A 19,323-nucleotide genomic window follows, 5' to 3' on the forward strand; every position below is an offset into this window, starting at 1 on the left:
AACGCCTGTATGCCTATCGAGACGCAAGGCGTGGTCGCCCTCGGCAAGGGCCGACCCGTCAGCCTGGAGACCATAGTCGTCCCCGAGCCGGGCCCCGGCGAGGCCCGGGTGGAGATCCAGGCCTGCGGGGTCTGCCACACCGACCTGCACTACCGCGAGGGCGGTATCAACGACGACTTCCCGTTCCTGCTCGGCCACGAGGCGGCCGGCGTCGTGGAGTCGGTCGGCCCGGACGTGACCGACGTGGCCCCCGGCGACTTCGTGATCCTCAACTGGCGGGCCGTGTGCGGGCACTGCCGGGCGTGCCTGCGCGGGCGCCCGTGGTACTGCTTCAGCACCTACAACGCCACGCAGAAGATGACCCTGACCGACGGCACGCCGCTGTCCCCCGCCCTGGGCATCGGCGCCTTCCTCAAGCACACGCTGGTCGCCGCCGGCCAGTGCACCAAGGTCGACCCGCAGGCCCCCGCCACGGTCGCGGGCCTGCTCGGCTGCGGCGTCATGGCCGGCATCGGCGCCGCGATCAACACCGGCAACGTCGGCCGCGGCGACTCGGTCGCGGTCTTCGGCTGCGGCGGCGTCGGCAACGCCGCGATCGCCGGCGCCCGCCTGGCCGGGGCGACGACGATCATCGGGGTCGACGTCGACGCGCGCAAGCTCGCCTGGGCGAGCGAGTTCGGCGCCACCCACGTGGTCAACTCCCGCGAGACCGACCCGGTCGCGGCGATCCGGGGCCTGACCGGTGGCTTCGGCGCCGACGTGGTCATCGAGGCGGTCGGTTTGCCGCAGGTGTACGAGCAGGCGTTCTTCGCCCGCGACCTGGCCGGCACGGTGGTGCTGGTCGGCGTGCCGCGCCCCGACATGCAGCTCACCTTGCCGTTCCTGGAGGTCTTCGGCCGCGGCGGGGCGCTCAAATCCAGCTGGTACGGCGACTGCCTGCCGACCCGCGACTTCCCCGTCCTGATCGACCTGTACCAGCAGGGCCGCCTACCTTTGGACAAGTTCGTGACGGAGACCGGCTCCCTCGGCGACGTGGAGGAAGCTTTCCACAAGATGGAGCGCGGCGAGGTCCTGCGCTCGGTGATCGTCCTCGACTAGCCCCCGTTTATCACGAAAAGTCCGGCGACTCCGTCGCCGGACTTTTCGGACATTTCACGATTTAGCGGGTTCTGATCGAACTCGGGTGCACGAATGTTCCGTGATCATGCGTGCCGCCTCGGCCGCACCGCGGGTTTTCCATGATCGCGGAGACTTGGGGATTTAAGCGCCATCGGTGATCTTGGTTGCGGATCGGTAACGGGGGTGCAAAAAGGGCGGCTGTCTTGGCATGATCCAGATCGACCAAGATCAGGAAACGCCAAGCCAGCCGTTGGAGATCATTGTGCCGCACCCGCTGGGTGTCCCATCATCCGCCCCCGACCAGGCACTGCGGGCGCTGGCCGAGTTCCGCACCGCGGTGTACCGCTGTTTCGGCCGGTGGGCGGACACCCTGTTCGAGCTGGTCGATGCCCTGGCCGGGGGCGGGCGGGTGGGGTCGGTGGCAGAACTGACGTTCGAGCCGGTGCTGCGCCGCGGGCACGGCAGCGTGTACCAGGCCCTGGAACACGGCCAGGTGCACCCGGCCGCGGCGGGGACGCTGCTGGCCGGGCAGGTCCGGCCCGGCCGGGTACTGCTGCTGGGGGTGGACAGCTCGAAGTTCCCCCGGCCGGACACCCGGTACGTCCCGGACATCGGCATGCAGTACGCCGCCGAACGCGACCACACCGGCGGGTCGCCGGCAGTGCCGGGCTGGTCGATGCAGTGGGCCTGCCAGGTCGGCCTCGACACCGGCCCCGGCGCCGCATCCCCCGCGACCGGCGGGGCCGGCCGGGTGAGGCGGGGGTCGTGGGGCCTGCCGGTGGACGTGCGGCGGATCGGCACCGCCGACAACGCCAACGAGGTCACCGCCGCCCAGATCACCGACGTGACCACCCGGCTGCACGCCGCCGGCACCGCGACCGCCGGGGTGCCGCTGGTGTTCCTGCTCGACGCCCGCTACTGCCCGATCTACCTCACCCAGCACCGCCCCGACAGCGCCCAACTGCTCGTGCGGCTGCGCAGCGACCGGGTGTTCTTCGCCCGCCCCCAGCAAAACAGCCGGGCACGCCCGGCCGGGCCCGCAAACACGGCCCCCGCTTCGCCCTCGACGAGCCCGACACCTGGCCCACCCCCGACGCCGAACACACCACCACCACCAGCGCCGGCGCCGGCGCCGGCGGCACGGTGCGGACCCGGGCCTGGCACCACTACCACCCCGAACCCCGCCAACGCCGCAAATGGACCGGCACCGACATCATCGAGGGCACCCTGATCCGCCAGGACCACACCACCCCCGCCGGGCGCACCCAAGTCTGGTGGCTGTGGTGGGCCGGCCCGCCAGGCAGCTTCGACCTGCCCATGCTCGCCGAGGCCTACCAACACCGCTACACCATCGAACACGTCTTCCGCTTCGCCAAACAAGACCTCGGCTGGACCCGGCACACCCCCCTCGATCCAGACCAGGCCGAACGGTGGACCTGGCTGGTCGCCCTCGCCCTCGCCCAACTCCACCTGGCCAGACCCCTGGCCGCCGACCGGCGCCTGCCCTGGGAACAACCCTGCCACCCCGACCGGCTCTCCCCCCGCCGGGTCCGCCGGGTATTTCGCCATACTGTCGCCGCCCTGCCCACCCCGGCCCGTGCGCCGAAACCCGCCCGGCCCGGCCCCGGCCGACCCAAAGGATCGACCAACAAGAATCCCCGAACCCGCCAACCCGTGATCAAGAAGGGCCGACCCGCCAACACCGGCCACCCCAAAGGCCGCAACCCCAACGCCACAACCAAACCAAAGACTTAAATCCCCAAGGAGACATTTGGTACACAGGGGTACATCGTCGCTCCGTGATCATGAAAAACCGGTGGTGTCGATGCCGCGTTCGGCATGATCGCGGAGACTTCCGGTCGCCGCGGGCGCGGGGTCACGGTGGCCGCGATCGGGTGGGCGCGATCGGGTGGGCGGCGCGGCGCCGGATCGGTTACGGCGGCGGCCCCGGCGCGGAGCGCCTGGTGTCACGGAGCGTGATCGATCGCCGCCGCGCCGCGACATGTCGAGCAAGAGACTATCGGGAGGGGTTGTCGGCGATAGGTTCCCGATATATCGTCGAGGTATCAGGAACGTAGTTCGACGAATGGGGGATGCGATCATGAGGTCGCGACACGGATTCTTCGACGCCGGCTCGTGGCAACGCGGGTTCGGCGGCTTCATCCCGCCCTTCCCGCCGCCCGGCGGCGGGCGTGGCTGGGGGCACGGACACGGGCACGGCCGGGGGCGCTCCCGCGGCGGCCGGCCAAACGTCCGCCAGGCGGTGCTGGCGCTGCTGCACGAGCGGCCCATGCACGGCTACGAAATGATTCAGGAGCTGGAGCAGCGCACCGGCGGCATCTGGCGGCCCAGTCCGGGCTCGATCTACCCCACGCTGCAGATGCTCGAGGACGAGGGGCTCATCACCGCCGAGGAGAGCGGTGGGCGCAAGCGGTTCGTGCTCACCGACACCGGTCGACCCGAGGCCGAGACCGCGGCGCAGAACGCGCCCTGGCAGGAGTACGGGGAAGAGAACGTCTCCCAGGCGCAGGAGTTCCGCGACGCCGCGTTCGGGATCATGGACGCCCTGCGGCAGGTCGGCTTCAACGGCACGGACGAGCAGCGCGCTCAGGCGCTGGCGGTGCTCACCGAGACCCGGCGCAAGCTGTACGCCATCCTCGCCGACTGACCGAACACACACGCGGTTTCCGGGGCGTGCGGGCCCCGGAAACCGGCCGCGCGGAAGGGATCACCATGCGATGGTGGACGATCCGCCCGGCGCCCGCGCCCGCTCCGGCGCCGGTGCCGCCGGGCGGCACGACGGTCACGGCCGCCGCGCCGGATCCTCGTTCCGGCCGCCCAGCGCCGCCCACACCTGGTTGACGGTGTCGTACACCTGACCCTCGGGCAAACGCTCGAGCACCGTCAGCACCTCGTCCGGCGCGTTCATCTCGGACGCGCCGGCGATCAGGTCGTCGCGGTCGCCCGGCAGGCTGGCTTTCGGGATGTACCGTCCGAGATTGCTCCGCGCCTCGACGTCGTCGGCCGTCATGCCGGGCGGCGCGCCGCCGGTGCGCGTACCCTCGCCTTCCGGGTCGACCCGGCGCACCTCGTCCACGGCCTCCCGCTGGAGCCGGTCGTCCAGGACGGCGCCGTGCTTCGTGTTCCCTCGCTGCATGGCATCCATGAAAGCGGAGGTACCCGGGCAAAGCTCCCCCAAACTGCTCACCCTCGATTGAGACTCGGCGCGTCTGGGTACGCGAGTGGCATCTCGCCCGATACCCGCACACCGAGACTCCCCCCGGCGTGCCGGACCGGGCGCTTCGCAGGAGGTGAGCACACAGTGGCACGCATCGGGCAGCTGTTCGGCGGTCGCAGCGCGACCGACCACGACGGCGACGGGGTCGACGACGGCGCCGAGCGGCCCCACGGGTTCCGCGTCGAGCAGCCCGCGGTCGACCGCGACGGCGACGGCGTGGACAACCGGACGGAGCGCCGCGGGGTCGACCCTGACCGCAACGTCGTGGCAGAACGGGCGGAGCGCCGCGGGGTCGACCGTGACCGCGACGGCGTGGCGGACCGCACGGAGGCCGCGGGCGAGACCCGGACCTGGCGGCTCGGCCGCCACCGCAACGGCAACAGTGTGGACGACCGGGCCGAGGCCGGCGCGACAGGTACCATTCCCGCCGTCGGCGTGGTGGACCGGGACCGCGACACCGCGTCGCTCAAGCGCACCATCGATCGCGAGCCGGACACGGTCGCCGAGCCGGTGCCGGCACGCCAGGCGCCCGCCCGGGTCAGCCTGCTGGCCACCCTCGGACTCATCCTCGGCATCGTGGGCGTCGCGGCGGCGCTGACCGGGCTGCTCGCCCCGTGGGCGATCGCCGTCGGCGCGCTCGGCCTGGTGTTCTCGTTCGGCGGTATCATCGCCGGCGTGCGCCCCAACGTGGCCGGGCGGGGCTTGGGGACGCTCGGGGTGCTGGTGAGCGGTACCGCCGTCGTCTTCGGCATTCTCGCGCTGACCGGCCAGGTCGGCTGGCTCGACAGCCACACCGACCAGGTCGCCCGGCTCAAGGACTGGCTGGACACCCAGCTGCCCTGGATGAAGGACTGGTGATCCGGATGGCTCCCAGGAACCGGCTCAGCTGACACCGAACCGGCCCGGCGTCGGGGCGCGGCCCACCCCGGGCCGCGCCCCGACGCATCAGACCGACCGCCTTACCGCCAGCGATGCCGCCTCTTCCCCCGTGCGAGCGATCCACGCTGGGGCGCCGGTCCGGCGCACGGCTGGGCGAGCGGCGCGACGCTGTCACGTCCACAGCCGCGACTCCCGGTGCCTGCGTCGGCCCGGCCGCAACCGGCACAAACTCTCCGCGATCCTGCACCCGCCGCCCCGGCACCACGGGTTTTCCATGATCGCGGAGACAAACGGTACCTATGTGTACATTTTCGCTCCGTGATCACGAAAAACACGTGGTGCGGGAAGCGCGTCAAGCATGATCACGGAGACTTCTCGCCGACGAGGCCGCCGCAATTTCGCACATATCGGACTTTTCGCCTGACGGGGTATAAGTCCGATAAGTCCGGACACGAAGTGTCTGGACTTATCGGTCGGCCGTTGGTTCGAGGGCCGGTTGGCCAGGGGCGGCGGCCGGTTGGTCAGGGGCGGCGGCCGGGTTCGTTGGAGAGGTGGCGGTGCGGCGGCGAGTGGCCAGGACCGAACCGGCCAGGATCAGCGCGAACGCCACCACCGTGAGCGGCGTGACGTCCTCGCCCAGGACCAGCGCGCCGAGCAGCACCGCGACCGCCGGGTTGACGAACGTGATCACGGTGGCGCGTACCCCGCCGACCTCCGCGATCAGCGCGAAGAACAACACAAACGCCAAAGCGGTGCACACCACGGCCAGGGCGAGAGCGGCCAGCGCGGGGCGAGGACTCACGTGCCGCGCCAGTTCCGGCAGATTTGGTACCGCCACCGGCGCGAACATCACCGCGCCCACCACCAGCGACGCCGCGGCTACGCCGTAGCGGGGCACCGAGGACAGCCGGCGTTCGATGATGAGCGGGCCGATCGCGTAGCAGACCACGACGCCCCCGAGCTCGATCAGCGGCACCACGCCGCCGGCGCCGGTGTGGAAGCCGAGCAGCACCGCGACCCCGCCGAAGCCGACGAGCAGGCCGGTGACGCGGGTGGCGGTGAGGCGCTCGGCGCGGTTGGTCAGGCGGGCCAGGACGGCGGCGACGAGCGGTACCCCGGCGATGACCAGACCGGTGAAGGAGCTGTCCACGTGCCGTTCGGCGTCCGAGAGCAGCAGCCACGGCAGGCCGATCTCGACGACCGTGTACACGATCAGCGACAGCCACGGCCGCAGCGACGCGCGCAGCTCGCGGCGGGCGAGGGCGATCGGCAGTAACAGGAGGGCACCCAGGGCGGTGCGCAGGAAGACCAGCTCGGCGGGGCCGATCTCGCGGACCGCGATCTTGATCAGCAGGTAGGGGATGCCCCAGACGACGCACATGGCGCCGAAGAGGATCCAGCCACGACGACTCATGCCCCCGATTGCACGCGGGCGGGACGGGTGGCGTCTTGAACGCTGTTGCGGAATGCGGCCGGGGTGACGCCCGTCACGCGCTTGAACCAGCGGGTCAGGTGGGCCTGGTCGGCGAAACCCGCGGCGCCGGCGACCTCGACCGGCGTGCGGCCGGCAGCCAGGAGATGGCGGGCGTGGCAGACGCGTTCGAGCACCAGCCAGGCGTGCGGCGGGAAGCCGGTGGCGTCGCGGAAGACACGCAACATGTGGTACGGCGAGAGCTCCACTCCGGCGGCAAGCTCCCGCAGGCTCGGCGCACAGCGCAGGTCGGCCAGCAGGCGGTCGCGGATCTCGGCGACCTTGCGGACGGCGGCGGGATCGGCCGCGCGCGGGCCGACCGGGCGCGGGCGGGCGGCGCGCGGGCCGCCGGGGCGTGGGTGGGCGGTGCCGTGCCGCTCGATGACGGCCGCGAAGGCCCAGACCAGCTTGGAGTGCGCGGCCAGCGGGTCGGCGCCGGCCGTGAGCTCCTCGTGCGCCGAGCGGACCAGGTACACCGTGCGCGGGTCCTCGACGATCGGCTCGCGGAACGCCGCCCGCCCGGAACGGCCGTCGAACAGCAGCTCCTCCGTCGGGTACAGCACCCGGTAGGTCCAGCCCTCGGGCCGCGCCGCCATGCCGTCGTGCGGCTCGTCCGGCTCGAGGATCGCCAGGCTGCCGACGCCCGCCCGGCGCAGGGCGCCGCGGTAGTGGAACTGCTCCTCGCCGCGCGTCACGACGCCGATCGCGTACGTTACGTGCGAGTGCCGGGTGAAGGCGTGCCGCCGGTAGCTGGCCGTCAGCAGGTCGAGCGAGTGGCAGCCGTCGTCGAACCGGGTCCAGCGCGCCGTCTCACCCATCCACCGAACTTAACCCGGAAACCGGCCGGCGTGACCCGCGACGCTGAGCACCCGATGTCCGCCGAACGCGGACCCCGAAGCGGGTCAGGCGTGACCCGCGACGCTGAACGGCCGGCGGCCGCAGAACGCAACCCCGAAGCGGGCCGGGCATGATCCGCGACGCTGAACGGCCGGCGGCCGCAGAACGCAACCCCGAAGCGGGCCGGGCATGATCCGCGACGCTGAACGGCCGGCGGCGGCCGAACGCAACCCCGAAGCGGGGCCGGGCATGACCCGCGAGTCCGCCGAACGCAACCCCCGCAGCGAGGTTAGGCGTGACCCGCGACGCTCAGTACGCGGTCGGTCAGGGTCGGGTCGCGGCGCAGTTCGTCGGCGGTGTGGGTGGCCGCGACCATGCCGTCCGCGAGCAGCGCGACCCGGTCGGCGACGGCGAGGGCGTGCTCCGGTTGCTGCTCCACCAGCAGCACCGTCAAGCCGCCGCGGGCCAGCTCGGCCACGACCGCGCGGACGCGCTCGGCCAGCTCGACCGCGAGCCCCTCGCACGGCTCGTCGAGCAGCAGCAGCCGGGGCTGGGTGAGCAGCGCGCGGGCGATGGCGAGCATCTGCGCCTCGCCGCCGGAGAGCTGGTCGCCGTGGTTGCGGCGGCGCTCGCCGAGGCGGGGCAGGAGCTCGAGCACCCGCTTCACCGTCCACTCGCCCCGGCGGCCGGACAGCCGCAGGTGCTCGTCGACGGTCAGGCTCGGGAACACCCGCCGGCCCTGGGGCACCAGCGCGACGCCGGCCCGGGCCACCCGGTGTGCGGGGCGGCCGGCCAGCTCGGCGTCGTCGAGCCGCACGCTGCCGCCCTTCGCCTTCAGCAGCCCGCAGATCGTGTGCACGAGCGTGGTCTTGCCCGCACCGTTGCGCCCGAGGACGGCCAGCGCGGTGCCGGTCGGGACGGTGATATCGACGCCGTGCAGGACGGTACCACCGCCGTATCCGGCCCGCAGCCCCTCGACGATGAGCGTCACGGCTTGCCTCCCGAGCCATCGAGGCGGATCATGGTCTTACCCAGGCGGAGACGGCGGCGACCTCCGGCGAGCGACGCGTCTCCCGAGCCATTCGGGCCGATCACGGCCGACCCCCGGCGGAGACGGCGGCGACCTCCGGCAAGCGACGCGTCTCCCGAGCCATTCGGGCCGATCACGGCCGAACCCCGGCGTAGGCGGCGGCGACCTCGGGCGAGCGGCGCGTCTCCGCGACGGTGCCGGTGTGGACGTGGCGGCCGGAGTGCAGCACGGTGACCCGGTCGGCGAAGCCGTAGACCAGGTCGAGGTGGTGCTCGACCAGCAGCACCGCGACCCCGGCCGGCAGCGTGGCGAGCAGGCTCGCGAGCAGCTCCACCTCCGGCGGGGCGAGGCCGGCGGCCGGCTCGTCGAGCAGCAGCAGCGCGGGCTCCCCGGCCAGGGCCATGGCCAGCTCCAGCTGGCGGCGCTGGCCGTGCGACAGTGCCCCGGCCGGCGTGCGGGCGACGTCGGCCAGCCCGACCGCGCCCAGGAAGTCCCGCGCGCCCGGCCGCAGCCGGCCCCACGGGCGGCGCGCGGCGACGAGCACGTTGTCCAGCGCGGACAGGGTGGGGTAGACAGCCGGGTGCTGGTGGGTGCGCCCGATGCCCAGCCGGGCCCGGCGGGCCGGCGCCATCCGGGTCACGTCCCGCCCGGCGAAGTGGATCCGCCCGGAGGTCGGCCGCTGCGCCCCGGCCACGAGGTTGAGCAGCGTCGACTTGCCGGCGCCGTTGGGACCGATGAGGGCCCGCCGCTCCCCCGGCTCCAGCTCGACGGCGACGCCGTCGAGCGCGGCCAGGTCGCCATAACGGCGGCCGAGGTTCTGCACCCGCAGGATCACCGCGCCACCCCCGATCCCAGCGCATCGGCGGCGCCGGAGAGCCCGGCAGGGCGAACCGGGATCATCGCGCCACCCCAGGCCTCATGGCGCCGGCCGTGCCCCCCACGCCGGACGGCGCGGGCGGCGGAGCGGAGCAGGATCATGGCGCCACGCTCGGCCCCGAGGCGCCGGCCGTGGCCGCCGCGCCGGGTGGCGCAGGCGGAGCGGAGCTGTGTCATCGCGCCACCCCCGAGCCGGGGGCGTCGGCCGTGCTGGCCGCGCCGGAGAGGGCGGTGCCGGGGGCCGTGGGCGGAGGTGCGGAGGGCGGCGGCGGGGCGGCCCGGCGGCGGCGCCGGAAGAGGGCGTTCAGCGGGGCGTGCTCGCCCAGCAGGCCGTTGGGCAGGACGTACACGCAGACGATGAACAGCAGCCCGAGGAACAGCGGCGCGTGCCCGGCATCGGCCAGCCAGTCGCGGGTGGCCACCACCAGGCCGGCGCCGATCAGGGCGCCGATCATCGAGGTGGCGCCGCCGATCACCACCGCCAGCAGGATCAGGGCCGCCACGTCGAAGCCGCCGTCGCCCGGGGAGACGTACGACTGGGAGGTGATCAGCAGCGCGCCGGCGACGCCGGCCAGGGCGCCCGCGCCGACGTAGGCGCCGGTGAGGTAGCCGCCGACGGGGTGGCCGCTGGCTCGCATCCGGCGCGCGTCGTCGCGGGTGGCGCGCAGCAGGGCGCCGGCCGGGGAGCGCAGCACGAGCAGCAGCAGGCCGACGAGGATCGCGACGACGGCGAGCGTGTAGAGATACACCGAGTCGTCCGTCTTCAGGGCCGCCAGGCCGGGCAGCGGCGTGACGGTGCCGAGGGCGATCAGGCCGTCGGTACCGTGCGTCACCGACTTCCAGCGGCCGGCGATGGTCGAGGTCAGCTCGCCGAGGGCCAAGGTGATCATGAGCACCACGACGCCCCGGGCGTAGACCACCAGCGGGGCGGTGAGCAGGGCGAAGAGGGCGCCGGCGGCGGCCGCGGCGAGCAGTTGCACGATGCCGAGGTCGACGTCGTGCTGCACGAGGATGGCCGTGGTGTAGGCGCCGACGAGATACGGCGCGGTCTGGCCCAGGGTTGGCAGGCCGGCGACGCCGGTGAGCAGGGCGACGCTGACCGCGAGCAGGCCGATGATGAGGATCCGGGTCAGCATCTCGGTCGCGAACTCGTTGAGCGTCCACGCGAACGAGACCAGCAGCGCGAGCAGCGCCGCCGTCACGAGGTACCACAGAAATCTCATGCGGATCGCCTCGAGGGCAGCAGGCCGCGGGCGCGCGCGGCAAGCGCGATCGCCATGGCGCCGAACAGCAGGAAGGGGGCGACGACCGGGGCCACCGTGACGCCGACCGTCTGCACCTCGCCGACCGCGATCGCGGCGACCAGGGCGCCGGAGATCGAGCCCATGCCGCCGAGCACGACCACGACGAGGGAGAGCATGAGGACCAGGTCGGCGGTGCGCGGGCCGGGGCCGATGATGGGGGCGCCGAGCGAGCCGGCCAGCCCGGCCAGGGCGCCCGCGCCGGCCAGGACACCCGTGCGCACCGCGAACGGGGAAACGCCGAGCATGGCGACCATGTCGCGGTCGTCGACCGTGGCCCGGACGAGCCCGCCGACGCGGGTGCGGGCCACCAGCAGGCCGAGGCCGGCGGCGATGAGCGCGGCGACGATGATGAAGGCCAGCCGGTACCCGGGGTAGACGTGCCCGGCCAGGCTGACCGGCTTGTCGAGCGCCCCGGGCACGACCACCGGGAGGTCGTCCTTGCCGAACAGGGCGGTGAGCCGGTCGCCGGCGACGAGGGCGACGCCGAACGTGAGCAGGGCCTGCGCGAGGTGGCCGCGGCCGGACAGCGGGACCAGCATGACCGACAGCAGCGCCCCGCCGCCGCCCGCGGCCGCGGTGCCGACAAGCACCGCGAGCGCGAGCGACAGCCAGCTCCCGTCACTGATCTTCGCGGCGGCGTAGGCGCCGAACACGAAGAGCGTGCCGTGAGCCAGGTTGAGCACATCTCCGACGCCGAAGGCGAGGGTGAGCCCGGCGGCGACGACGAACAGCAGCAGGCCATAGGCCACGCCGTCGACCGCCGGGATCAGGTATGTGTCCAAGGAACTAAGCGCCGACCGTCGCCAGGTCCTGCACCAGGACGTTGGCCAGGGCGCGGCCGTCGTTGCGGACCTGACGCAGGTACCACTTCTGGATGGGCGCGTGGTTCTTGCCGAACTGCCACTGACCGCGCGGGCTGGAGATCTGGCCCAGCTTCGCGACCTGCGCGTTGATCGCCTCGGGGGTCGGGTCGGCACCGGCGGCGCCGATGGCCCGGTCCAGCACCGCGGCCGCGTCGTAGGACGCCATCGCGTAGGTGGTCGGGGTGGCGTCCGGGTAGGCCTTGCGCCACTCGGCGACGAACTTGCGGTTCTCCTCGTTGTCGAGGTCGGGCGAGTAGTTGCAGACGGTGTAGACGTCCTTGGCGGCGTCACCCTCGGCCTGCAGCACGGAGCCCTCGGTCACGAACGCCGCGTACAGCGGGATGTCCTTGATGTCGGACTGCTTGTACTGCTTGATGAAGTCGATCGCGGCCTTACCGGCGTAGAAGGTGTAGACCGCCTTGGCGCCGCTGGACTTGATCTGGCTGAAGAACGGCAGGAAGTTCGTGGTCTGCGGGAACGGCGTCCACAGCGTCTTGCCGGTGGGGTTGGCGAGCGTCCCGCCGACCTTGGCGAACTCGGTGGTGAAGCCGCCGACCTCGTCGTAGCCACCCTGGTAGTCCGGGCCGATGGCGAAGACCGGGCCGTTGACCTTGTCCTTGATGTACTGCGCGATCGACTGACCGGGGTCGGACGACATGAAGCTCGTCGTCCACACGCCGTCGACCTGGTCCTTGAGGTCGGGCCGGCCGTTGGAGCCGATCAGCGGGATCTTGGCCTCCTTGAGCAGCGGCACGACCGCGGCCACCGAGCCACCGCCGACCAGGCCGGTCATGGCGACGACCTTCTCGTCCTTGATGAGCTTGGTCGCGGCCGGCACCGCCGTCTGCGCGCCGTCACCCTCGTCGGCGACCTTCAGGTCGATCGGGTGGCCGCCGAGCTTGCCGTCGTGCATCTTGAGGTACAGGTCGAAGCCGTTCTTCAGGTCGGTGCCGACCGCCTGGTAGGTGCCGCTCAACGAGCCGAGGAAGCCGATCTTGAGCGTGGACGCGGTTCCTCCGGAGCCACCGGAGGATGAGTCGTCCGAGTTGGCGCACGCAGCGGCGCCGAACACCAGGCCGACGGCCGCCACGAGGCTGACCAGTCGTCGTTGCAGGGGCATGGTTCTCCTTGAGAGAGGGGGTTCTCTATCGGCAGAATCGGTGGCGCTATCGGCGAGCCGTGGCGCGCTGCGCGAGGGCGTGCTCGGTCACGGAGACGAGGATCTCCTTGGCCGATGCCCGCGACCGCACGTCGGCGTTGAGCATGGGCACGCTGCGGTGCACCGCTAACGCGTCGCGGATGTCCTCGAGGTGGTACCGCGGCGCGCCGTCGAAGTTGTTCACGGCCACGACGTAGGGCAGACGGCGGTTCTCGAAGAAGTCGATCGCGCCGAAACAGTCCGCCAGCCGCCGGGTGTCCGCGATGACGACCGCACCGATCGCGCCCCGGCACAGCTCGTCCCACATGAACCAGAAGCGTTTCTGGCCCGGGGTACCGAACAGATAGAGGACGAGATCGGAGTAGAGCGTGATGCGGCCGAAGTCCATCGCCACCGTGGTGCTGCCCTTGTCCGGCACCAGGGAGGCGTCGTCGTGCGGGAGGCTGGCGGCGGTCATCACGGCCTCGGTCGTGACCGGGGGGATCTCCGAGATGGCACCGACCAGCGTGGTCTTACCCGCGCCGAAGCCGCCCGCGATGATGATCTTTACTGCGGTCGGGCGTCCGCGACGATGGGGGTCGGTCACGACGGGCCCCGCACGGCGGGGGTGAGGGCGTCGCCGATCCGGTTGGCCAGTTCGGTCATCTCGTAGGAGACCTTGCCTACGTCCGCGTGGGGCGAGGCGAGCACCAGCATCGATGCGCCGTCGCTGAACGCCATGCAGAACATGAACCCGCCGTCGAGCTGGGTCACGTTCGAGATGACCTGGCCGGCGTCGAAGAAGCGGGCGGCACCGGCGAGAAGCGCAACGAGACCACTGCCGGTGGCGGCGAGCTGGTCGGCCCGATCCCGGGGCAGCGCCCGGGTATGAGCCAGCACGAGCCCGTCGGTGGAGATCGCCAGCGCATGGCTGACGTCTGGCGTGCGGCTCGCGAAGCTATCCAGCAGCCAACCGAGATTACTCGGGTCGGTCACAGAAGTGGTCCTCTCCAGCTGTTGCAGATACATCGACGGTTCCCCCCGGAATCCCGGCTCAGCCTTGCTGGCGCCGGTTCGCGACGCCGCGAGCATAGGCCGACATAGCTGCGGCCACCGCCGAGGGATCGCGTTTCTGCGCGACCACGGTCGGCGTGCCGGGGCGCTGGGTCGGCTCGACGGCGCCCGGCACGAGGTGCCGACCGGCCGCTCGGACCGGCAGGCCCGCGGAGGTCGTGGAGCTGACCTCCGGCGTCGCGGCCTGCGCCGCGACCTGCCAACCGACGTCCGCACCGGATTCCCAGTTCAGCGGCTCCGTTGCTGTTACTGCTGTTGGTTCCTCGTAGCCGCCACCCCCCAGCGGCTCGGTGGTGCGGAACCAGCCGTTGACCGACTGGAAGATGGGTAGCTCGATCGCCTCGTCGGCCGCGGAGAGCAGCGCCGGCACCGGCGGCTCGGGCAGCGGCGGCCACATCCCGGGCCCGGGCGGCGCGGGCTGCGGCGGCGCCGGGCGGGGCGGGGCCACCGGCGCCGCCACCGTCGTCAGCTCCTGCGTCGGCCACTGCTGCGCCGGCACATCGAACAGGCTCGGCTCGGCCGGGCGCTGCTGGGGCGTGAACAGGTCGCCGCCGGGGCGGGAACCGTTGCCGCTGTTGCGCTCGGGCGCCCCGACGGTGACGGTGGCCGGTGGCAGCTGCGGTCCGCGCTCCGAGGCCATGATCGGGCGGAACACTTCCTTGGGGATGACCACCTCGGCGAGGGTCCCGGTGTGCTGGCCGGGGCGTAGCTGCACGGAGATGTGGTATCGCGCGGCGATGTGTCCGACCACGGTGAGACCCATGGCTCGCACGGCGGCGATGTCGATCGCCGGCGGGTGCGCGAGCAGCACGTTGAGCTGGTCACGCCGCGTCGGGGAGAGGCCGACGCCGTTGTCCACGACCTGCACGATGACCCGGTCGCCCAGCGCCCGGCCGGTCACCCAGACCTCGGACTCCGGCGGCGAGTAGCCGGTCGCGTTGTCCAGCAGCTCGGCGAGCAGGTGCACGATCTCGTCGACCGCCTCGGCCACGACCGCGACGTCGTCGTCGACGCTGCCGAAGCGGACCCGCACATAGTGCTCGATCTGGGAGATCGCGGCCTGCAGGACCTTGCCCAGCGGCGCGTCCTCGCGGCGCACGCGGGCCGCGCCGGAACCACCGAGCACCAGGAGGCTCAGGTTGATCCGGGCCATCCGGGTGGCCAGGTGGTCGAGCTGGTAGAGGTCCTGCAGCCGGTCCGGGTCGGTCTCGTCGCGCTCGACCTTGTCGACCTGGGCCAGCACCGCGTCGACCAGTCGCTGCTCGCGGCGGGAGAGGTGGACGAAGATCTCGGCCACGTTGGAGCGCATGACGGCCTGCTCACCGGCGATCCGGACCGCCTCGCGGTGGACCGCCCGGAAGGCCTGGGCCACGTCGGTGACCTCGTCTGAGCCGCCGACCACCAGGGTGGACGAGGCGCGATCGGCGACCTCGTCCGGATCGACCGTGCCCGGTGCCGCGGCGCGCAGCTCGGCCACGACCGCGGGCAGCTGTTCGTAGGCGACGGTCTGGGCGGCGTCCTGCAGGTAGCGCAGCCGCCGGGTCAGCCGCCGGGCGACGAAACCGGTGAGGACGATCGCGACGAGCAGCACGACCGCCACGCCGGCGCTCTGCACCGCGGCGCGGGTCAGCTGCTGGTCGTGCAGGCTGGCGACGGACTGCTCGATGCTCTCGTCGACCTGCTGCTCGACCTGGTACATCAGGCCTTCCCAGCCGGACATCGCGTTGATCCAGGCGGCCGAGTCGAGCCCGCCGCCGCCCCCCATGACGGCGCCGACCGCGGTGCGCCCGACCTGGTCCTGCAGCCGCTGCGCGACGATGACCTGGTCGCCGACGTTGGCCTGCTCGTACCAGGTGCGCCACTCGGCCGGGGCGAGCTGGGAGAACGACACCGACGCCTCGGTGAAGCTGGTGCGGGTGGCGGTGATCTCCTGCTGCAGCGCGGGGGTCAGCTGACCGGCCGCGAGCGCCCGCAGCACGGCCGCCTGCTGCTGGCCGATCGCCTCGGAGGCGCGGGAGAGCGCGGCCGCAGCGCGGATCTCGTCGGCCAGGTCCGTGGGCGCACCCGAGCGGGCCACCGACTCGCGGTAGGCCAGCAGGTCGGCGATGAGGATGCGGTACCCGAAGGCGACAGCGGAGACCGACGCCCGCTTGTCGTTGCGGACCTGGTCGCGCAGGCCGGCGAGGGCCGCGAGACCGCTGTCGATGCGGTTGAGGGTGTCCGCGTCGCCACCGCCGGAGAGGCTCTGGCGTCGCTGCTGGTAGTTGTGGACGGCGTCATCGGTCAGCATCGTCTGCTGCTGGAACGCGTCCGTCAGGGACGGATCGTTCCGGAGCACGACGTTGACCGCCGCGGCCCGTTCGCGCTGGAGCGCGTGGGCGAGGCCACCGGCGTTGGTGGCGAGCGCGGCAAGGTCCTGCAGGGTGCGCGCCCGGTTCACCTCCTGCACGGTGGAGACGAACGCGACGCCGGCGAACACGACCACGGCGACCAGCGGCAGCGCGACGATCAGGCGCAGCTGGTCGACGATACGGCGGCCCGTGCGTTGCTGGCCGCGCTCCACGCCGCGGCGCGGCGGTGGGGGCGGCTGATCGCGCCGGACCAGCGCAGCGGTGTGGCGGGTGGGCCGGCGGTCGGGGCTTTGCCGTGGGTCGCGACCCTGCCGTTGGGCGGGCACGGGAAGCGAGCTCTGGCTTTGGGTCACGAAAAGTCCCCGCAGGCATCCGAGATTGACAATACACGTCAGACGCGGAACCGAGCCGGAACGGACACACTCGGCGTCCAATACCCCGGCTCTCGCATCGACGTTGTGCACAATCACAGGTCGGCCGATCTGTGTCAATACCGACGTACGTGATCGAGCGACGTTCGCCTCATTCCTACTCATCCGTTCGCTGGTTGTTAGGCAACCCGTACGGACCCAAACGGCTGTACCGGCGGGATATTTGACTGACATCTTCCGATGGAAGCAACCCCCACGTGACTCAGACTTTACGGAACCGAAACAGTCACAGAATGCGATGTCAACGACACGCGGGGTTACTCATTGTCTCGCAGAAATATGTTTTCCAGGCAATGTCATGCGCATACAAATATCCGCGCGGCAAGCTCCAGCTGCTCCGGCCCGGCGCAGAGCCGCCCGCCGAAGCCGAGCCGGCGCAGGTTGGCCGACGACTCGGCAAACCGCCCCTGATCAGGGCAAACGTCGGCGACCGGCGGTCCGACGCGGGCCGCGGCGCTGGCCGTCACGACCGTCGAGCGCACCGAGAGCAGCTCGCGCTCGTCCGGGCCGGGCACCAGGCGCAGCTCGGCCACCAGGGCCGCCTCGGCGAGCAGCAGCCGCACGACCCGGGGCACCCGGGCGAGCTCGGCGGCCGCCAGCACCCCGGCCGCCGTCTCCACCGCCGGCATGACGGCGAGGTGCCCGACCGGCAGCCCGGCCGCCTCCTCCGCCTCGGCGAGCGCCGCGGCGAGGGCGGCCAGTTCCGGGGCGGAGGCGGCCGCGGACGGGCAGACCCCGGCCAGGCCGCCGACGGCCATCCGGCGGACCGCCTGCCGTCCTGCATCGCCGCGTTCGAGCAGGTCCGCATCGCGGAGCTCGCGGTCGCTGGCATCCGGGTGTAAGTCGTTCCAACGGTTGCCGATTGGCCTGCCTTCGGTACAGTCGGGCAGGTCATGGTCAGTTTCGGCGGCCTTACCGGCGGCCACACCGGTGACCCCGTCGGCGCGGCGCGACTCAGCGACCTGCCGGTCGGGCGCTCACCCGTGCGGACCGCCGACCACGTCGTCATCCTGGTCAGCGCCGGGCAGGGCACGCACGGGCTGGATTTCGTGACCTACGGCTGCCGCCCCGGCACGCTGTTATGGGGCCGCCCAGGCCAGGTGCACCAGTTCGGCGGGCAGGCCGGCTTCGACGCGACGGTGTTGAGCTTCTCCCCGGCGATCCTGCCCGAGCTGCCGCTGTCCGACCTGCCGCTGTCGCTGCCGGAGCTGGTCACCGACCCGTTCGCCCCGGCCTGCTGGCAGCCCGCCGGGGAGGACGAGGAGGCGATCGTCGCCGAGATCGCGCAGATCGGCGTCGACCAGGTCCGCTACGGCGGCACCCCGTTCGGCGAGACGCTGCTGGCCCACTCGGTGGCGGTGCTGCTCATGCGCATCGCGGCGCTGGCGCCCGAGCCCCGGCGCGGCCCGGCCGACCTGCTCATCGGGATGCTGCGCCGCGAGCTGGAGCGGGAGGTGCGGCACCGGCGGGTGGAGGACTACGCCGAGCAGCTGCGGTGCTCGGTGCGCACGCTCACCCGGGCCAGCCTCGCGGTCACCGGGCGCAGCGCCAAGCAGCTCATCGACGAGCGGGTGGCCCTGGAGGCCAAGCGCCTGCTGGCCACCAGCTCCCTGCCGGCCGCCGACGTCGGCCGGCAACTGGGCTTCGACGAGCCGACCAACTTCGGCCGCTTCTTCGCCCGCGAGACGGGGCAGTCGCCGGGCTCGTTCCGCGCGCTGCTGCACCGCTCGCCCGCGCCCCGGGTGCCGCACCAGCGCTCGGCGCTGCCGGGCCGGCTGACGCCGCGCACCGCGTAGCCGCATTCATCGACGATTCCGCCCGCCCGTGCGTCCGTTTCGAAAACCGGCCGTAACGCCGAGGGAGCGACAATCGTTGATTCAGTGGTACCGCATAGTGCTTCGCCATTTGCGACAACTCATTTAAAGGAAATGTCGGATAAATCGGGCACAGCCCGGCGGCGGAATTCCCGGTTCGCAGGTCGGTTTCCGCAAAAGCGGGGAATCAGGGGCCGATGCGGCATTCCGCCGGTTTGCCCGACAGTTCCCGCGCCGCCTCCTGCGGGCCGACGAACGGCACCAGCGTGAAGTACGACAGGGTCGGCAACAGCGCCGGCAGCCGGTCGACGCGGCCGGCGGCGACGTAGCGGTACACCGTCGCGTAGATCCCGCCGATGACGGTCTCCACCAGCTCCTCCGGCATCGGCAGGCCGGGCGCGCGCGGGGCGTCGGCGAAGAAGCGATCGAAGCGGCGCAGCAACCGGGCCCGCTCCGCGCGGGCGTGCGGGCCGGCCGCATCGATCTCCACCACCGCCGTCGTGGCGAAGGCCGGCAGCTCGGCGAGGACCTGGAGCATGACCCGCAGGGCGGCGCGGGCGCCGTCGCGCCAGGCGGGCTCGGCGCGGTAGGCGTCCTCCATGAGCTTGAGCAGCAGGTCGGTGCCGTGGCGGTAGGTCGCGATCAGGGCGTCGTCCTTGCCGGCGAACAGGGCGTAGAATGCCGGGCGGGTCACGCCGGCGGCCCGGCAGATGTCGCTGACCGTCGCGTTGGCGTAGCCCTTCTCCGCCACGGTGTGCACCAGCGCGTCGAACAGCCGCTCCCGCTGGTTGGCCGCGACGACCTCGGGCGGCACGCGGCTCGGGCCGCGCTTGATCGCCCGTGCGGGATCCCGGCCCTCGCGCGCGCCGGGCAGCGGGCCCCGCGGTTCCTTCGCCAC

19 protein-coding genes are annotated in these 19,323 nt (G+C 72.3%); 6 read left to right on the forward strand and 13 right to left on the reverse strand.

Translation table 11 applies throughout. The features are described from left to right. Window positions 1-9: 9 nt before the first annotated feature. The 4 genes from ACQPXD_RS41760 (at window position 10) to ACQPXD_RS41775 (ending at window position 3,787) form a co-directional block, all read left to right on the forward strand. The gene (locus ACQPXD_RS41760) at window positions 10-1,098 is read left to right on the forward strand and encodes an S-(hydroxymethyl)mycothiol dehydrogenase (RefSeq protein ID WP_432828164.1); all 1,089 of its coding nucleotides are present in this window, start codon (window positions 10-12) and stop codon (window positions 1,096-1,098) included. 283 nt (window positions 1,099-1,381) lie between these two features. Further along, window positions 1,382-2,350, forward strand: coding sequence for a transposase (locus ACQPXD_RS41765; RefSeq protein WP_432828166.1), 969 nt, complete (start codon window positions 1,382-1,384; stop codon window positions 2,348-2,350). Next, a complete protein-coding gene (locus ACQPXD_RS41770; RefSeq protein WP_432827904.1) occupies window positions 2,263-2,874 on the forward strand; it encodes a transposase in 612 nt (203 codons plus the stop codon). Before ACQPXD_RS41765 ends, ACQPXD_RS41770 begins: the two co-directional genes overlap by 88 nt. A gap of 346 nt (window positions 2,875-3,220) precedes the next feature. After that, a complete protein-coding gene (locus tag ACQPXD_RS41775) occupies window positions 3,221-3,787 on the forward strand; it encodes a PadR family transcriptional regulator (protein WP_432828168.1) in 567 nt (188 codons plus the stop codon). Window positions 3,788-3,922: 135 nt separating this feature from the next. On the opposite strand, the gene ACQPXD_RS41780 is transcribed toward ACQPXD_RS41775, so the two are convergent. Beyond that, window positions 3,923-4,276 carry a DUF2795 domain-containing protein gene (locus ACQPXD_RS41780; RefSeq protein ID WP_432828170.1) on the reverse strand — a complete coding sequence of 118 codons (354 nt, stop codon included), beginning with the start codon at window positions 4,274-4,276 and terminating at the stop codon, window positions 3,923-3,925. A gap of 165 nt (window positions 4,277-4,441) precedes the next feature. Between ACQPXD_RS41780 and ACQPXD_RS41785 the strand changes: the two genes are divergently transcribed. Continuing rightward, window positions 4,442-5,215, forward strand: coding sequence for a DUF308 domain-containing protein (locus ACQPXD_RS41785; RefSeq protein ID WP_432828172.1), 774 nt, complete (start codon window positions 4,442-4,444; stop codon window positions 5,213-5,215). 487 nt (window positions 5,216-5,702) lie between these two features. Here ACQPXD_RS41785 and ACQPXD_RS41790 read toward each other — a convergent pair whose 3' ends face one another. The 11 genes from ACQPXD_RS41790 to ACQPXD_RS41840 form a co-directional block, all read right to left on the reverse strand. Continuing rightward, window positions 5,703-6,650 carry a DMT family transporter gene (locus ACQPXD_RS41790; protein WP_432828174.1) on the reverse strand — a complete coding sequence of 316 codons (948 nt, stop codon included), beginning with the start codon at window positions 6,648-6,650 and terminating at the stop codon, window positions 5,703-5,705. Continuing rightward, entirely contained in the window at window positions 6,647-7,525 is an 879-nt protein-coding gene (locus tag ACQPXD_RS41795; RefSeq protein ID WP_432828176.1) for an AraC family ligand binding domain-containing protein, read from the reverse strand. Before ACQPXD_RS41795 ends, ACQPXD_RS41790 begins: the two co-directional genes overlap by 4 nt. Before the next feature lie 308 nt (window positions 7,526-7,833). Next, entirely contained in the window at window positions 7,834-8,535 is a 702-nt protein-coding gene (locus tag ACQPXD_RS41800; RefSeq protein ID WP_432828178.1) for an ABC transporter ATP-binding protein, read from the reverse strand. Window positions 8,536-8,707: 172 nt separating this feature from the next. Further along, window positions 8,708-9,409 (reverse strand): ABC transporter ATP-binding protein, encoded by a 702-nt coding sequence (locus ACQPXD_RS41805; protein WP_432828180.1) that lies wholly within the window; start codon window positions 9,407-9,409, stop codon window positions 8,708-8,710. A gap of 214 nt (window positions 9,410-9,623) precedes the next feature. Next, on the reverse strand, window positions 9,624-10,673 hold the full coding sequence (locus tag ACQPXD_RS41810) for a branched-chain amino acid ABC transporter permease (RefSeq protein ID WP_432828182.1): 1,050 nt from the start codon (window positions 10,671-10,673) through the stop codon (window positions 9,624-9,626). Next, a complete protein-coding gene (locus tag ACQPXD_RS41815) occupies window positions 10,670-11,536 on the reverse strand; it encodes a branched-chain amino acid ABC transporter permease (protein WP_432828185.1) in 867 nt (288 codons plus the stop codon). The genes ACQPXD_RS41810 and ACQPXD_RS41815 overlap by 4 nt, the downstream gene beginning before the upstream one ends. A gap of 4 nt (window positions 11,537-11,540) precedes the next feature. Beyond that, window positions 11,541-12,737, reverse strand: a complete 1,197-nt coding sequence (locus ACQPXD_RS41820) for an ABC transporter substrate-binding protein (RefSeq protein WP_432828187.1) — start codon at window positions 12,735-12,737, stop codon at window positions 11,541-11,543. A gap of 46 nt (window positions 12,738-12,783) precedes the next feature. Continuing rightward, window positions 12,784-13,362 carry a GTP-binding protein gene (locus tag ACQPXD_RS41825; protein WP_432828189.1) on the reverse strand — a complete coding sequence of 193 codons (579 nt, stop codon included), beginning with the start codon at window positions 13,360-13,362 and terminating at the stop codon, window positions 12,784-12,786. After that, entirely contained in the window at window positions 13,359-13,751 is a 393-nt protein-coding gene (locus ACQPXD_RS41830; protein ID WP_432844150.1) for a roadblock/LC7 domain-containing protein, read from the reverse strand. The genes ACQPXD_RS41825 and ACQPXD_RS41830 overlap by 4 nt, the downstream gene beginning before the upstream one ends. A 58-nt stretch (window positions 13,752-13,809) precedes the next feature. Then, the gene (locus ACQPXD_RS41835) at window positions 13,810-16,533 is read right to left on the reverse strand and encodes a sensor histidine kinase (RefSeq protein ID WP_432828191.1); all 2,724 of its coding nucleotides are present in this window, start codon (window positions 16,531-16,533) and stop codon (window positions 13,810-13,812) included. A 374-nt stretch (window positions 16,534-16,907) separates the two neighbouring features. Further along, on the reverse strand, window positions 16,908-17,369 hold the full coding sequence (locus ACQPXD_RS41840; protein WP_432828193.1) for an aldolase/citrate lyase family protein: 462 nt from the start codon (window positions 17,367-17,369) through the stop codon (window positions 16,908-16,910). A gap of 135 nt (window positions 17,370-17,504) precedes the next feature. On the opposite strand from ACQPXD_RS41840, the gene ACQPXD_RS41845 reads away from it, so the two are divergent. Then, complete coding sequence (locus tag ACQPXD_RS41845) at window positions 17,505-18,407, forward strand: AraC family transcriptional regulator (RefSeq protein WP_432828195.1); 903 nt, start codon at window positions 17,505-17,507, stop codon at window positions 18,405-18,407. A gap of 205 nt (window positions 18,408-18,612) precedes the next feature. On the opposite strand, the gene ACQPXD_RS41850 is transcribed toward ACQPXD_RS41845, so the two are convergent. Further along, complete coding sequence (locus tag ACQPXD_RS41850; protein ID WP_432828197.1) at window positions 18,613-19,323, reverse strand: TetR/AcrR family transcriptional regulator; 711 nt, start codon at window positions 19,321-19,323, stop codon at window positions 18,613-18,615.

Origin of the sequence: Dactylosporangium sp. CA-092794 (genome assembly GCF_050948465.1) — a bacterium.
GTDB lineage: Bacteria > Actinomycetota > Actinomycetes > Mycobacteriales > Micromonosporaceae > Dactylosporangium.

Bases quoted from the DNA above. Each gene is read 5' to 3' on its own strand.
- ACQPXD_RS41760 (WP_432828164.1), top strand. From the start codon at position 10: ATGCCTATCGAGACGCAAGGCGTGGTCGCCCTCGGCAAGGGCCGACCC.
- ACQPXD_RS41775 (WP_432828168.1), top strand. From the start codon at position 3,221: ATGAGGTCGCGACACGGATTCTTCGACGCCGGCTCGTGGCAACGCGGG.
- ACQPXD_RS41780 (WP_432828170.1), bottom strand. From the start codon at position 4,276: ATGCAGCGAGGGAACACGAAGCACGGCGCCGTCCTGGACGACCGGCTC.
- ACQPXD_RS41790 (WP_432828174.1), bottom strand. From the start codon at position 6,650: ATGAGTCGTCGTGGCTGGATCCTCTTCGGCGCCATGTGCGTCGTCTGG.
- ACQPXD_RS41795 (WP_432828176.1), bottom strand. From the start codon at position 7,525: ATGGGTGAGACGGCGCGCTGGACCCGGTTCGACGACGGCTGCCACTCG.
- ACQPXD_RS41810 (WP_432828182.1), bottom strand. From the start codon at position 10,673: ATGAGATTTCTGTGGTACCTCGTGACGGCGGCGCTGCTCGCGCTGCTG.
- ACQPXD_RS41820 (WP_432828187.1), bottom strand. From the start codon at position 12,737: ATGCCCCTGCAACGACGACTGGTCAGCCTCGTGGCGGCCGTCGGCCTG.
- ACQPXD_RS41840 (WP_432828193.1), bottom strand. From the start codon at position 17,369: ATGGCCGTCGGCGGCCTGGCCGGGGTCTGCCCGTCCGCGGCCGCCTCC.
- ACQPXD_RS41845 (WP_432828195.1), top strand. From the start codon at position 17,505: ATGGTCAGTTTCGGCGGCCTTACCGGCGGCCACACCGGTGACCCCGTC.